Annotated in this window: 15 protein-coding genes; 9 read left to right on the top strand and 6 right to left on the bottom strand. The window is 42.8% G+C overall.

Annotated features, from left to right (window positions below):
* Positions 1 to 32 precede the first annotated feature (32 nt).
* Complete coding sequence (locus MKZ04_RS18335; protein ID WP_020449962.1) at positions 33 to 479, top strand: hypothetical protein; 447 nt, start codon at positions 33 to 35, stop codon at positions 477 to 479.
* A gap of 68 nt (positions 480 to 547) precedes the next feature.
* Entirely contained in the window at positions 548 to 958 is a 411-nt protein-coding gene (locus tag MKZ04_RS18330; protein ID WP_235442601.1) for a hypothetical protein, read from the top strand.
* 75 nt (positions 959 to 1033) lie between these two features.
* On the opposite strand, the gene MKZ04_RS18325 is transcribed toward MKZ04_RS18330, so the two are convergent.
* A complete protein-coding gene (locus tag MKZ04_RS18325; RefSeq protein ID WP_020449960.1) occupies positions 1034 to 1294 on the bottom strand; it encodes a YiaA/YiaB family inner membrane protein in 261 nt (86 codons plus the stop codon).
* 149 nt (positions 1295 to 1443) lie between these two features.
* Positions 1444 to 3078 (bottom strand): Na/Pi cotransporter family protein, encoded by a 1635-nt coding sequence (locus MKZ04_RS18320; protein ID WP_025810860.1) that lies wholly within the window; start codon positions 3076 to 3078, stop codon positions 1444 to 1446.
* Positions 3079 to 3318: 240 nt separating this feature from the next.
* Between MKZ04_RS18320 and MKZ04_RS18315 the strand changes: the two genes are divergently transcribed.
* Together MKZ04_RS18315 and MKZ04_RS18310 are read left to right on the top strand one after the other, a co-directional pair.
* Positions 3319 to 3825 carry a DUF1648 domain-containing protein gene (locus tag MKZ04_RS18315; RefSeq protein ID WP_025810861.1) on the top strand — a complete coding sequence of 169 codons (507 nt, stop codon included), beginning with the start codon at positions 3319 to 3321 and terminating at the stop codon, positions 3823 to 3825.
* A gap of 79 nt (positions 3826 to 3904) precedes the next feature.
* Entirely contained in the window at positions 3905 to 4252 is a 348-nt protein-coding gene (locus MKZ04_RS18310; protein ID WP_035337402.1) for a hypothetical protein, read from the top strand.
* Between the two features lie 54 nt (positions 4253 to 4306).
* On the opposite strand, the gene MKZ04_RS18305 is transcribed toward MKZ04_RS18310, so the two are convergent.
* Positions 4307 to 5179: an SDR family oxidoreductase gene (locus tag MKZ04_RS18305; protein ID WP_341046598.1), complete on the bottom strand. Its 873-nt coding sequence runs from the start codon at positions 5177 to 5179 to the stop codon at positions 4307 to 4309.
* A gap of 266 nt (positions 5180 to 5445) precedes the next feature.
* On the opposite strand from MKZ04_RS18305, the gene MKZ04_RS18300 reads away from it, so the two are divergent.
* Together MKZ04_RS18300 and MKZ04_RS18295 are read left to right on the top strand one after the other, a co-directional pair.
* Positions 5446 to 6183, top strand: coding sequence for a sulfite exporter TauE/SafE family protein (locus tag MKZ04_RS18300; RefSeq protein ID WP_341046596.1), 738 nt, complete (start codon positions 5446 to 5448; stop codon positions 6181 to 6183).
* Between the two features lie 74 nt (positions 6184 to 6257).
* Positions 6258 to 6923 (top strand): GntR family transcriptional regulator, encoded by a 666-nt coding sequence (locus MKZ04_RS18295; RefSeq protein ID WP_023857725.1) that lies wholly within the window; start codon positions 6258 to 6260, stop codon positions 6921 to 6923.
* A 39-nt stretch (positions 6924 to 6962) separates the two neighbouring features.
* On the opposite strand, the gene MKZ04_RS18290 is transcribed toward MKZ04_RS18295, so the two are convergent.
* Positions 6963 to 7580 carry a nitroreductase family protein gene (locus MKZ04_RS18290; RefSeq protein WP_020449953.1) on the bottom strand — a complete coding sequence of 206 codons (618 nt, stop codon included), beginning with the start codon at positions 7578 to 7580 and terminating at the stop codon, positions 6963 to 6965.
* A gap of 290 nt (positions 7581 to 7870) precedes the next feature.
* On the opposite strand from MKZ04_RS18290, the gene MKZ04_RS18285 reads away from it, so the two are divergent.
* Together MKZ04_RS18285 and MKZ04_RS18280 are read left to right on the top strand one after the other, a co-directional pair.
* Positions 7871 to 9310 carry a pyridoxal phosphate-dependent decarboxylase family protein gene (locus MKZ04_RS18285; RefSeq protein WP_341046593.1) on the top strand — a complete coding sequence of 480 codons (1440 nt, stop codon included), beginning with the start codon at positions 7871 to 7873 and terminating at the stop codon, positions 9308 to 9310.
* A 33-nt stretch (positions 9311 to 9343) separates the two neighbouring features.
* Positions 9344 to 10102 (top strand): class I SAM-dependent methyltransferase, encoded by a 759-nt coding sequence (locus MKZ04_RS18280; RefSeq protein WP_256164205.1) that lies wholly within the window; start codon positions 9344 to 9346, stop codon positions 10100 to 10102.
* 46 nt (positions 10103 to 10148) lie between these two features.
* On the opposite strand, the gene MKZ04_RS18275 is transcribed toward MKZ04_RS18280, so the two are convergent.
* A complete protein-coding gene (locus MKZ04_RS18275; protein WP_026580436.1) occupies positions 10149 to 10304 on the bottom strand; it encodes a hypothetical protein in 156 nt (51 codons plus the stop codon).
* Positions 10305 to 10377: 73 nt separating this feature from the next.
* On the bottom strand, positions 10378 to 10908 hold the full coding sequence (locus tag MKZ04_RS18270; protein WP_043054026.1) for a hypothetical protein: 531 nt from the start codon (positions 10906 to 10908) through the stop codon (positions 10378 to 10380).
* An 813-nt stretch (positions 10909 to 11721) separates the two neighbouring features.
* On the opposite strand from MKZ04_RS18270, the gene MKZ04_RS18265 reads away from it, so the two are divergent.
* Complete coding sequence (locus tag MKZ04_RS18265) at positions 11722 to 13779, top strand: thioredoxin domain-containing protein (RefSeq protein WP_341046589.1); 2058 nt, start codon at positions 11722 to 11724, stop codon at positions 13777 to 13779.
* Positions 13780 to 13791: the final 12 nt, after the last annotated feature.

The following is a 13791-nucleotide window of genomic DNA, read 5'->3' as shown; positions in this document are numbered from 1 at the left end:
CATGTTTTTTATGAAATAGGAGTGACAATCCAATGAGAAACGAAAAACAATTATTTGAAAAAGCCGAACATACAGCCAAACTCCTTGAATCTCACAAAAGTGACGAAGAGCTGCTTACATACCTTGCAAATCAAGATTCTGTTGCATTAAATCAGCTAAAAATCTATTTTTCAAACCCCAGCTTTACTTTAACATATTTTATTAAAGGTATTTTTTTTAGCAGTATGACTGCTGTAATTATGGCGGCCTTTTTATCTGGTCAAGTCTCCACCTTCACCCATGACCTTTCAAGGTTTTTTTCATTCTGCTTCATGTTCTATCTGATGTTCTCTTTGCTTTGGATCGTCAAAATGCTAATCACCTCGCGAAAAGGACCAATGCAAACAATCCTGCATTTCCAAAAAAGAGCGGAATATTCCAGAATCACGGGTATGATTGATTTTATTTTAGAAGAACGTTTAAAAAAAGAACTCAATTAGAAAGCAGAGGAACATTCACCTCTGCTTTGATTCTCTAACAATCAAACAAAAAAAGAAGGACAAATGACATGCAAACAGACAAACAATTATTCGAAAAAACAAAACAAATAGCAGAAGCTATATTATTATCGAAAACTGAAAACGATGAAGAGCTGATGGCATACCTCGAAAAACAAGATTTATCCACGCTAAACCGGTTGAAAGTTTACTTTTCGGGTCCAACGCTAAAAATCAGCCACGTGATCAAAGCTTCGCTTTACAGCTCCTTCACCGCCAGCATTATAACTGCTATATTTTCTGGTCAAGTCGTTTCCATTTCATATGACATCGAGCATAATTTTTTTCCTTTGATATTAACAATATTACTTTTAGCCAGCTCCATCTGGGTGTTCGGCACAATCACTAAATCGCAAAGAAACAAAGACCAAAACTTTTTACACTTTAGAAAAAAGCGAACCATACAAAAATTATTGGAATGATTGACTTCGTTTTGGAAAACAAACATAAAAATATTTCAAATTAAAAAAGCATCCCTAAAGATGCTTTTTTCATGTTTACTCACCACTCGACAAATTCTGTCTTCTCTCCTGCTCCGCGATGATTTCATTATCCTCAGCGTTGTCTCTCGTCACTTTCTGCGTCAAAATCGCGCCGACCGCCACTAAAATCATCACAGCTATGTAATAGCCTTTTTCATTGAGCTGCAGGTTGTCCGCATTGTAAAGGCCGATACCGAACAAAAAGACCCCCGCAAAAAATGTGAAATATGACATAACCGTAAAGGCCGTTGTGTTTCTTCTTCTGTGTTTCTGCATCTTAATACCTCCTAAAGAATAAAACTATTATACTTTATTTAGGTCAACAGAAGAAGAATGTTCTTCCTTCCCACACATAATTTAGTATATATGTCACACAGTGATAAAAAAGGCCTACAAAATAAAAAACCGGGAATGACTCCCGGTTTTTAATGCTTTTCTTCGCCTAAAACAGCTTCTGCAATATTGACGGCATGGTCGCCGATCCTTTCCAGATTGCTGGTGATATCGACGAAGATCACGCCTGCTTGTCCGCTGCATAATCCGTCGTTTAAGCGAAGAATGTGCTTTTTGCGAAGCTTGCGTTCCATTTTATCGATTTGATTTTCTTTTTCGACTACACGTCTTGCGGCATCTTCGTTATTTTCTCCAAGAGCTGTGATAGACTCCTTAACAGTGGAAATGGTCAGATCAAGCATTTCTGTTAAGTCCGCCATTGCCGCTTCGGAAATTTTCACCCTGTTGGATTGCTGGTACTCGCCAAGCTCAACCAAGTTTTCAAAGTGATCGCCGATTCTTTCAATGTCTCTGACTGTGTCCATTAACATATGATGTTCTTCAGATTCTTGTTCAGAAAGAGTGGTCGCTGACAGTTCGATCAAGTAATCGGTAATCTTCCTGTCCAAATTGTTAATCGCGTCTTCTATTTGAAAAGCCCTTTGCGCATGTTTTGCCTGATTTGTATTTAAAAACTCTTTTGTTTCCTCAAGTCCCTTTACCGCAAATTCACCCATGCGCAATACTTCTTCTTTTACCTGACCCAGCGCAATTGAAGGAGACTGCTGAATGAACAGCGGATCCAGATGTGTTGCTTTATAGTCCACAACCGAATCTTTGCCCGGAATCAGCTTCGTAACGATCAAAGCCAATATGCCGACAAACGGAAGCTGAATCAGCGTATTCGACGTATTAAAGATCCCGTGGGCAAACGCAATCACCATCTTAGGGTCCAGCCCTAAAGAGGATTGAAGCGTTAAAATCAAAGCTGTGAACGGCTTCAGCAAGATCAGGAAGATAACTGTCCCAATCAGGTTGAATAATACGTGAACGGCCGCGGCCCGTTTGGCTGCAACGGAGGCGCCAAGAGATGCCAGTACGGCGGTAATCGTCGTACCGATATTGTCTCCAAATAATACAGGCAGAGCGCCGTTGAGATCTATTAATGAATCGGCAAACAGCCCTTGCAGGATCCCGATCGTTGCACTTGAGCTTTGGACGAGAACGGTGAAAAGGGTGCCGACAATCACACCGAGAACTGGATTCGCACTCATGCTGACTGTTAAATCATGAAAAGCTTCAACCGTCCGAAGCGGCTTCATCCCGCTGCTCATTAACTCCAAGCCATAGAAAAGTGCACCAAATCCAAACAGAATTTGTCCGATGTTCTGGAGCTTTTTGTTTTTAAAGAAAAACAGCAAAAATGAACCAATGGCGATGATCGGAAGCGCATATGCCCCAACGTCAAAGCCGATAATAAAGGCTGTGGCCGTCGTTCCGATGTTCGCACCCATAATGACGCCGATCGCCTGGCGGAGGGTCATAAAGCCGGCGCTGACAAGACCGACAGTAATAACGGTGGTGCCGGAACTGCTTTGAATTAAAACCGTGACAATCATACCTGCCAAAACACCCATCAGAGGGTTGCTTGTAAAACGATCTAAAATGTCTCTCAGCTTATCTCCGGCTGATTTTTGGAGTCCTTCTCCCATAAACTTAATACCAAGAAGAAAAATCCCGAGACCTCCAATGAATTCAAAAAGCAATTTCTGCACATCTATTTCCAAAGTCGTTGCCCCCCTAATTCGACATAAATCTACAAACCAAACACTATGATTATGATGGAGATTAAAGCCTATGTAAACGATTCAAATCGAAAATTTACAATAACTTAACATTGCCGGCTGATGATTTACATTCCCTTAACATTGCCTGGACTGATCGCAAATATACCTTATTCCAACAGGCAAAAATCCCGAACTTTTTCATGGGTTAAACCGTATTTAAAACTAAAGGAGAGATCACATATGCCAAACAGAGCTAACGGTACTCACATTAAAATTAAAAAGACAAAAGGGGAACGGGTTTGGAACGCATTTGGCTATTTCTTTTACCTGGGATCAATTATCTTTTTGGCCGCTGTCTGGGGAGCACTCCCCGAAAAAGTGCCTGCACATTACAACGCACTCGGTGAAGTCGATCGCTGGGGATCAAAATGGGAGCTTTTGATATTGCCGGGAATCGGATTACTTATCCTTCTGTTCATGCAATTCTTAGAAAAGCACCCTGAGATTCATAATCATCCAAAGCGTCTGAATGAATCAAATGCTGAAGACTTCTACCTGCTCAGCCGAAAGTTGATCAACCGCTTAAAAAATGCATGTTTAATCATTTTTTCTCTCATATTAATGGAATCTGTGTCAATCGCTTTAGATTGGGGAAGCGGATTTGGCGGATGGTTTCTTCCGGTTGCCTTACTCGGCACCGCCATGCTTGTGGCCGTAAGTTTAATACAGCAACAAAAGATCAAATAACGGTCAGGTGCATATTTGTAAAGATTCAAAATGGTCGTCCCCGACGGATTTTTATTGTTAGTCGAAACGGAGGTATTCAATGTTCGAAGCAATTATTCTATTTATTTTAGGGGTCTCGGTTCTCGCAGCCGGCTTTTTATCTTTAAAAAGAGAGCTGTCAACTGAATCTGTTTCTATATCTTCCACTGATGAAGCTAAATCCGAATATAAAAAAATGTTAGATGATCACGGCTGGTTTTACCTGACCGGTATCGCCCTTTTCATGCAATTTATATTTCGCGGATTTCACTTTACATTTGAACACTTTTTTTACGCCTTCATCATTAGCTCTGGAATCCAGTCGATTTTTTACTTATTTAATAAAAAGAATTTGGGCTATAAGGTATGCGCGGTGATTGTGGTGAGTTTTTTAGTTATCTATCTTTAAAGAAAGAGTGATGAACACTGTAATCTTGTTCATCACTCTTTCGAATGCCGTTAATTATTTCGCTTCTGAGATTTTTGCAACAATTTGAGCCAATCCTTCTTTAATTGGAGTGAGCGGACGGCCGAGCACTTTTTCAAAATCATCGCTTTCGACTTCAAGTGTGCCTTCACGAATGCCTTTTTGGATTTCGACAACCATCGGAATCAGAAAATCGGGCACACCGGCATTTTTCATGATATCGCGATAGGCAGCATCGTCAACATGCTGGACGGGTACTTCTTTGCCCAATACTTCTCCAAGGGCTGAAGCGATTTCTTCCTGAGTTAATAGTTTGCCTGAAAGTTCGTAGACGGTGTTTTCATGGCCTTCGCCGGACAGAACCGCCGCCGCTGCATCCGCGTAATCCTGCTGCAGCGCCCAGCCCACCTTGCCGTTCTCTGCTGACGTCACCCAAGGGGCTCCGGCCAAAACACCTTGAATACTCGACATTTCATTTTCCAAGTACCAGTTATTGCGCAAGAAGGAGTATGGAATCCCCGTTTTCAAAATCGCTTCTTCAGTTGCTTTGTGAGTCGGCGCAAGGAAGTTTTTGCTTTCGCGGGCATTCGCAATACTCGTATAAGCGATAAACCGAACTCCCGCGCGTTCTGCGGCGGCTACCGCATTGCCGTGCTGACGGATTCTCGTCTCATTGTCTCCATCGGCAGAGATGATCAGCAGACGGTCAACGCCTTGAAATGCGGATGCCAATGTTTCCGAGCGGTCAAAATCCCCTTGACGCACATCGACTCCTCGCGCCTGCAGCGCTTCCGCTTTTTCCGGATTGCGCACGCTGACCGCCAACTGATCCGCCGGTACAGTTTCCAGCAGTTTTTTCACAACTTTCGATCCTAATTTTCCAGTTGCTCCTGTTACTAACATTTTCATAATCAAATTCCTCCTAATATTTTAATGTCGAACTGTAACAAAAAACGTTACACTTGATGTAACTATCATAATTACAAATAGACTGATTGTCAACAGGAATGTCTTTCACTTGGCTAAAAAAATAAAAGTAGACGACATACGCCCTCCTGGCTCTCTTGTCAATATGGAAATAATAGAGTAAGATGTTATCATTGATTTTGGTCGACCAGATACCGTCGACCCTCAGATGATGCGAAATCAGTTATTCATAAAGGGGAAGAAGCAACATGTTGATTGTGTTGGTTATGTTTTTATTAGGTCTTGTGCTTGGCTTTGTCGGGGCCGGCGGAGCCGGATTCGTCATCGCACTGTTAACGATGATGTTTCACATTCCGATTCATACAGCATTGGGAACATCTCTGGCCGGTATGGCTTTTACGAGCTTATCAGGAACGTACAGCCACTTTCGCGAAGGAAATATCAAGCTGAAAATCGGCTTAACCGTCGGCTGTTTTGCTGCAATAGGATCCTTTGCAGGAGCTAAACTGACTTCTCTGATACCTTCAAGTTCATTGCACTATATGACCGCAGGAATGTTATTCTTATCGGCCATTCTGATTTTAATCAGATTATTCTTTTTGCAAGAAAAAGAAGCTGACCAGTTAACGAACCTTGCCTTTTGGATCAAGGCCAGTTTATTGGGAATCGTAGCCGGCATCCTGTCCGGAACGTTCGGAATCGGCTCTGCGCCTTTTATTCAAATCGGGTTGATGATGATGCTGAACCTGTCTATTCGCCATTCCGTAGGAACGACGATGCTCGTCATTATTCCGCTCTCGTTAGGCGGTGGGGCGGGCTATATTTCAGAAGGCTTCGTCGATTATGTTCTGTTGGTCAAAATCTTGATCGGTACGATGTGCGGCGCATATGTCGGAGCTAAATTCACCAATGTCCTGCCGAAAGTCGTCTTGAAATCGGGTTTATTTTTAACTCCCGCCGTTTCAGGGTTCATTCTCTTATTTTAATTAACTTGGAATGGCTATAGCGGGAGATCACGAAGGAACCTGTGGTAAAATACGAAATGAAAACGAATACGAGGATGAGAAGCGTGATTGAAAAACCAAAACCGTTTTATGAACAATCCTACCATGCGATTAAGCGAATGATATTTGAAGGGAAATTAAAGCCCGGTGAACGAATCGCCGAAGCGAAGTTAGCTAAGGAGCTCGGCGTCAGCAAAAGCCCTTTGAGAGAAGCGATCAGAGTTCTGGAAAAAGAGGGGCTCATCGTCATCGACTCAAGAGTGAAGGTCTATCAGCCGACAATCAAGGACGTTGAAGAAATCTATTTTTGCAGAACGGCGCTTGAATCATTCGCTGCGGGATTGACGGCAAGAATTGCAACGGCAGAGGAACTGAAAACGATTGAAGACGTTTTGCAAAAAACGGAGGAAGCCATCCTTCAATCCAAGGATCAAAACACAATTATCCAATTAAATGATACATTTCACGACTTAATTATCCAATATACACGAAACAGTCTATTGCGGAAGCAGCTCAACGATTTGGAAGGATTAATTTATTATTTCCGCATTTTGAATTTTGAAGGAGAAAAACGGGCTGAAACCATTTTGGAGCAGCATCGGGAAATTTTCCGCCATATGAAACAAAGAGACGACGAGCAGGCATCAAAAGCGATGATTCGCCACCTTAAGCTTGATCTTGACCACTTAGTCGAAGTACTGTCTCACCGCGGGGAAAAATGATAAAGAGGGCTGCCTGTCTTAAGGCGCCCTCTCCTTTTTTTAATAGAAAGAAACAAATTCATTAACCGGCTTGCGATATCCTCTCAAGCGTCGGCTGCTTTCTTTTTCTTTGCCGATCGTAATCATGAGGACGATTTCATGTGTATCCGGGATCTCGAGCAACTCGCGGACCTGATCGCTGTCAAATCCGATCATTGGGCATGTGTCCCACCCCCGGTTTTTGGCGGCAAGCATAAACATCATCGCAGAAAGAGAAGCATTGCGAATCGCTTCTTCCTTCATGAATGGCTCCCCGCGCGTCTCGTAAAATTGGGTATTGTTTTCAACCATTTCCTGCAGCTCAAAGTCCTTAATAATTCCTAAATCCCTCATGCCTTCGTTGATTTTTTCCGTTTGCCGGTAGGCGTAGCGGTCTCCCGTCACTAAAATCACGGCGGAGGCTGAATGCACTTTATATTGGCCGCTCGCAGCTTCCCTGATTTTTTCTTTTAAATCCTTCTCCAATACCACTTTATACTCTGCATGCTGCAAATTGAACGCTGAAGGCGCTAGCTTGATATCCTCAAAGATAGGCTCCAAATCTTTCACCGTAATTTGAACATCTTCCAGAAAATTATTTGCAGAGTGACGCGTTTCGATAAGCTCGTTAAATTCCATTTTCAAAAAACTCCATTCATCTATCCTTTTGCATCAATATCCTTACTTTTATGATCGGCGATAAGCTACCTATTGTTTAGCGACGCTCACATGAACCAAAGAGAACGCGGCGTGGTGTCGGGCTTCTGTCGATAGACATGCTCAAATGTCTTGTGACCGGCGTCATAGCAGCTTCTGTCACCACATTATTTTTTTCCTTCGAACCTTCTATACTCAGCAATCAACCATGATACGCCAAAATCAAAATGCTATAATTGAGAAAAAATGTGAAAGAAAGCAGCGTGTGAACTATGAAACTATCCTTTTTGCCCAGTAACACTTTTATCGATCCGAACGGTGAGAATATTAAGGAAATATCGATTTTTGTTGATCAAATCGTCAAATTTGTCATTGAGCATGCAAGCAACGCTGGGAATCACCGCACTTTGCCTTCTCCGGAATCATCACATTACGGCGATATACCCGAGACCGGAATCGAATTAGAAGAGCTCTTAAAAAAGTTGCAGGCGATTGTAAAAAACTCCATGAATCCTCTAGGCCCGAATTATATGGGGCATATGGATTCCATACCGACTCTAATGTCTTGTCTGGGCGAATTCGTCAGCACTTCAATCAATAACAATATGCTGAGCCTTGAAATGTCGCCTGTCTTTTCGAAGATGGAAGTACAGCTTTTGGGCACCATTGCCCGTATGTTTGGATATGACGACAACTCAGGGGGTGTGATGACAAGCGGCGGAAGCCTCGCGAATCTTCAAGCGCTCGCAGCAGCACGAAACGATCAATTGAAGGTAAAGGAATCGGGGTTATTCGGTCTTTCCGGACAGCCGGTCATCTTTGCTTCAGACGTCAGCCATACTTCCTTACATAAAGCAGCGATGCTGTTGGGACTGGGTACCTCCAGCGTAATCCCGGTGAAAAGCAGCAGCGATTCGAAAATGGATCTTGACGATTTAAGAAAGAAAATCAAGCAGGCAAAAAATGAAGGCAAGATTCCTTTTGCAATTGCAGCCACGGCCGGAACGACAGTCACAGGAAGCATCGACCCCATTCGATCGATCGCTGACATCGCAAAGGAAAACGGATTATGGCTGCATGTCGACGCGGCATACGGAGGAGCACTCATTTTTTCAGAAGCTTACCGCGATAAGCTGAACGGAATCGAAATGGCAGATTCCATCACATTCAATCCGCAAAAATGGATGTACATTGCGAAGACTTGTGCAATGGTTTTATTCAAAAATCACGGCGTTTTGGAAACCGGTTTTCGCATTCCCGCCCCTTATATGAATGAAACAGCCTTTGCTAACTTGGGCGAAATCAGTGTTCAGGGCACGCGGCATGCGGATATCCTAAAGTTATATTTATCGCTTCAGCACATTGGATTAAAAGGCTACAGGGAGCTGTTGCATGAAAGCCTCGCATTAAAAGACGAGTTTACCAAGCAGGTGAAACAGCGCCATTATCTCGAACTGTCCAGCGAGCCGGATACAAACGTTGTCTGCTTTAGAGGCATCCCGCATCACCTTGATGAAGCTCAATGGGATAACTGGAATCTCGAATTGCAGCAGTTTTTGTTGAATGAAGAAAACGTCTTCTTTTCATTGCCTGCATATAGGGGAAACCGCTGGCTCCGTGCCGTTTTGTTAAATCCTTTTATCTCTAATACCCTTATTCAAAGGGTCTTTGAAAAAATTGATCAGTTTTATGATCAGGGGATATCGCGTTAAATGAATAAACAGACTTTGAAAAGGAGGAGAAATATGACAAGGAAAATTGGCACAGAAGAAGCCATCCAAAGATGGAACAGATTTGCCGATGCATATGCCGCCAATCATACCGAACTTGGAGACATCCACAAAGAAGTGTTTTTAAATCCTGCTATTTTTTCTCTCATTGAAACGGTGAAGAATCAACGTGTGCTCGATGCCGGGTGCGGTGAGGGGTATTTCAGCAGGCTGCTGGCCAAGGCCGGAGCCAATGTAACGGCTGTCGATTACTCGCCGAGAATGATCGACATTGCCAAGAAAAGGACGCCGGATGATTTGCCGATTGAGTATCAGCACGGGAACTGTGAAGACCTGAATATGTTGGAAGACAAAAGCTTTGATTTAATTATATCGAATATGGTCATGCAAGACCTTGCGGATTATGAAAAAGCGTTTCAGGAAATGCATCGGCTGCTGACAGACCGCGGATTTTTTATTTTTTCAATTTTGCATCCCTGCTTCATTACGCCGGAAAGCGGCTGGGAAAAAACAAAAGACGGAAAAAAACTGCATTGGAATGTAGACCGGTATTTTTATGAAGGTCCATACGAACAAAAGCTTGGCGATCGGGAGAATATGCTGTTCTTCCATAGAACCTTGACGAGCTATATTAACACTTTGAGGAAAACGGGCTTCATGCTCGAAAGCATAGTAGAACCAAAGCCATCAGAAGAAATACTGAAAAAATATCCGTCATTTGCAGAAGATTTCAGATGTCCTGATTTTATCGTTTTTAAATTAAAAAAACGTTAAAAGCAAGAATTTGAAACAAGAACGATTATAAGGAAAAAGTATTTATTTATTTTTCTTTTGCAAACTTCAAAAACAAGAAAAATATAACGATTACGATACAATAATTCAATGGATTTTTAAAAATATTCATATTTAATGATATTTGCAACAAAATCCACAATATAAAAATTACGATTATAGAAGGTAATATTAACTTATTCATATGGAATCACCTTTATATATATCAGATTAAAATAACGAGGGATTTCTCTTTCCCTCGTTATTTTTTTAAACAGTTAATCAAAGCAAGATGCTGCAGCACCAGTCAATCCTCCACCGACGCCACCAACAATAGTTCCTACAAGGCCTGCACTAACCGTTCCAACAATCGGTATCGTTACAGTACCAACAGCTGCTCCTGCTAATCCCCCTGTACCTGCGCCTGTAACAGCTCCTCCAGATGTTCCAAGTACACATTTTGCAACTGATTGTGTTCTGAACATATTGCTGCTATTTCTTTTTATCACCTTTACTAATAGTCCATTATCGTTTTTTTCATATTCTAAATCTACCGGATTATCATTTTTGTCGACAGTACGACTTGGCAATGTCTCTTTTTTGCCAGTGATACTATCAATCACGGTTACATCACCATTTGAATTCATAACAACTTCAGAATGATAAAATGTTAATTCAAGTTCACTGTCATTCATTTTTTTAATTGTTCCTAAACTTTTAGATTCTTCAGCATTAGCCTCAGAAACTGAATTCATAGATAAAATAAATAATAGAGTGAAAGCTGCTAAAAATGTTACCAATTTTTTCATAAAGAAGCTCCTTCCCAATGTCCAAAGCATAAATTAACATAAAAATTAAATAGCTTCCATGGGATTTCAAAAGAAAACTACAAAAATGAACCCTTTTCATTACTATTTGGTGTTAAATTCCTCTAATGAAGTCTTTATTTCTATTTTTATAGAGGAGCCTATTCTCCCTTTGTTATACCAAAATTCCCCTCTATTAAAAATCAAAAATTCCCATCTCGTCATATTCCATACATTTAAGGCAAGAACGGGATTCCGTTGACCAAGTCTGGAGCTTCTGTAACAGCTGTCGATGAGTTACCGGGAATAGAAAGGCACGCCAAATGATTTGCCGATTGAGTATCAGGATGGGCGCTGTGAAGACTTGAATATTAAAATAAGCATGACGAGCGATATCAACACTTTGATGAAACCAGGCTTCATGCTGTAAGGCTTAATAGAACCAAAGCCAGCAGAAGAGATGCTGAAGAAAATTCGTCATTTGCAGAAGATTTCAGATGTCCTGATTTTATCGTTTTTAAATTGCAAAAGAGCTGAAGCGGAGCTGTTGCCAGTTTCGGCAACGGCCCTCAAACATTTTTTGATGAGAAGGAATTCTAATTAAGGATGGCCTGCCGCGGTTTCATTAAATGTCTTTTCTAAGTGGATGCATTTTCTACAAAACAAAGAATCGCCCTTAGAAATTAAGGCTGTAGATGAAGAATTATGATTTGATGTAGTTATGCTCGTTTTCGCTGCTCGTATGAAAAACAGGGATTATTTTTGAAAAAATGTGTTAAGTTAAATATACACTAATTATAGGAAGAAGGTGATCCCATGCCAAACAAAAGTAAACCCAATAGATTAATCGCTGAGAAGTCACCATACTTACTCCAACACGCCCACAACCCCGTCGACTGGTACCCCTGGGGCGAAGAAGCCTTCGAAAAAGCGAAACACGAAAACAAGCCGGTACTTGTCAGCATCGGTTATTCGACTTGTCATTGGTGCCATGTCATGGCTCATGAAAGCTTCGAAGATGAAGAAGTTGCGAAGCTCCTGAATGAAAAATTCGTCTCTATTAAAGTGGACCGCGAGGAGCGGCCTGATGTGGATTCAATTTATATGACGATCTGCCAGATGATGACGGGGCAGGGCGGCTGGCCGCTGAATGTGTTTTTAACGCCTGATCAGAAGCCGTTTTATGCGGGTACATATTTTCCGAAGACGAGCCGGTTTAACCGGCCGGGGTTTGTTGAGGTGGTGAAGCAGCTTTCCGATACCTTCGCGAAAAACCGGGAACATGTTGAGGATATTGCCGAAAAAGCCGCCAACAACCTGAGAATCAAAGCGAAAAGCGATGCCGGCGATTCGCTCGGCGAAGACATGTTGAGGCGGACGTATCAACAGCTGATCAACAGCTTCGATGCGGCATACGGCGGTTTCGGAAGCGCACCCAAATTTCCGATCCCCCATATGCTGGCATTTCTGCTTCGCTATCATCAATACAGCGGCGAGGAGAACGCGCTGTACAGCGTGACGAAAACGTTGGACAGCATGGCGAACGGCGGCATTTACGATCATGTCGGCTACGGGTTCGCCCGCTATTCGACAGACGACGAATGGCTCGTTTCCCACTTTGAAAAAATGCTTTACGATAATGCTTTATTGCTGATCGCATATACTGAAGCCTATCAAATCACGAAAAACGAACGGTATAAACAGATTTCCGAGCAGATCATCACATTTGTCCGCCGCGAAATGACCGATGACAGAGGCGCTTTTTATTCAGCGCTTGATGCCGACACGGAAGGCGTGGAAGGCAAATATTATGTGTGGTCAAAAGACGAAGTCCTCGAAACGCTCGGGGATGAACTAGGCGAATTGTATTGCGCTGTTTACAACATCACGCAAGAAGGGAATTTTGAAGGCCACAATATCCCAAACTTGATCTACACCAGGCTGGAAAACATCAAGGATGAATTCGCGCTGACAGATGAAGAGCTTCAGAACAAGCTTGAAGAAGCGAGAATAAAACTTTTTGAAAAACGGCAGGAAAGAACGTATCCCCATGTCGACGACAAAGTGCTGACATCTTGGAACGCTCTGATGATTGCGGCTCTTGCCAAAGCGGCGAAAGTCTACAATGCGCCCGAATACTTGGAGATGGCGCGAGCTGCAGTCGCGTTCATCGAGAATAAATTGATTCAAGACGGACGCGTCATGGTCCGCTACCGTGACGGCGAGGTGAAACATAAAGGGTTTATCGATGACTACGCCTTCCTGCTGTGGGCCTACATCGAATTGTATGAAGCATCACTTGATTTAACCGATTTGCGAAAAGCCAAAAAGCTCGCAGAGGACATGACGGGGCTGTTCTGGGATGAAGAGCACGGGGGTTTTTATTTTACGGGAAGCGATGCCGAGGCTTTGATCGTGCGGGATAAAGAAGTATACGACGGCGCCCTCCCGTCCGGAAACGGCGTCCTGGCCGTGCAGCTGTCCCGGCTTGGTCGGTTGACTGGCGATTTAACGCTCCATGATCAAGCGGCAAAAATGTTTTCTGCATTCCATGGAGATGTCTCCGCTTATCCGAGCGGCCATACAAACTTTCTCCAAGGCCTGTTGAGCCATGTCATGCCGCAAAAAGAAATCGTTGTGCTCGGAAAGCGCCATGACCCGGACAGACAGAAGATCGTAAGCACTTTGCAGCAGGCTTTCCAGCCGAATTACGCCGTTCTCGCCGCAGAATCGCCTGACGATTTCAAAGGGATTGCCGACTTTGCGGCCGAATACAAAGCAGTCGATAACAAAACGACTGTCTATATTTGTGAAAACTTCGCCTGCAGACAGCCGACGACGAATATAGACGAAGCGCTCGATCAGTTGGTTTAAACGGATGCCATC

Origin of the sequence: Bacillus sp. FSL W7-1354 (assembly GCF_038002405.1) — a bacterium.
In the GTDB taxonomy this organism is placed as follows: Bacteria; Bacillota; Bacilli; order Bacillales; family Bacillaceae; genus Bacillus; species Bacillus paralicheniformis.
The sequence above is the reverse complement of the archived record's forward strand: the minus strand, read 5'-3'. Positions and strand labels throughout refer to the sequence as shown.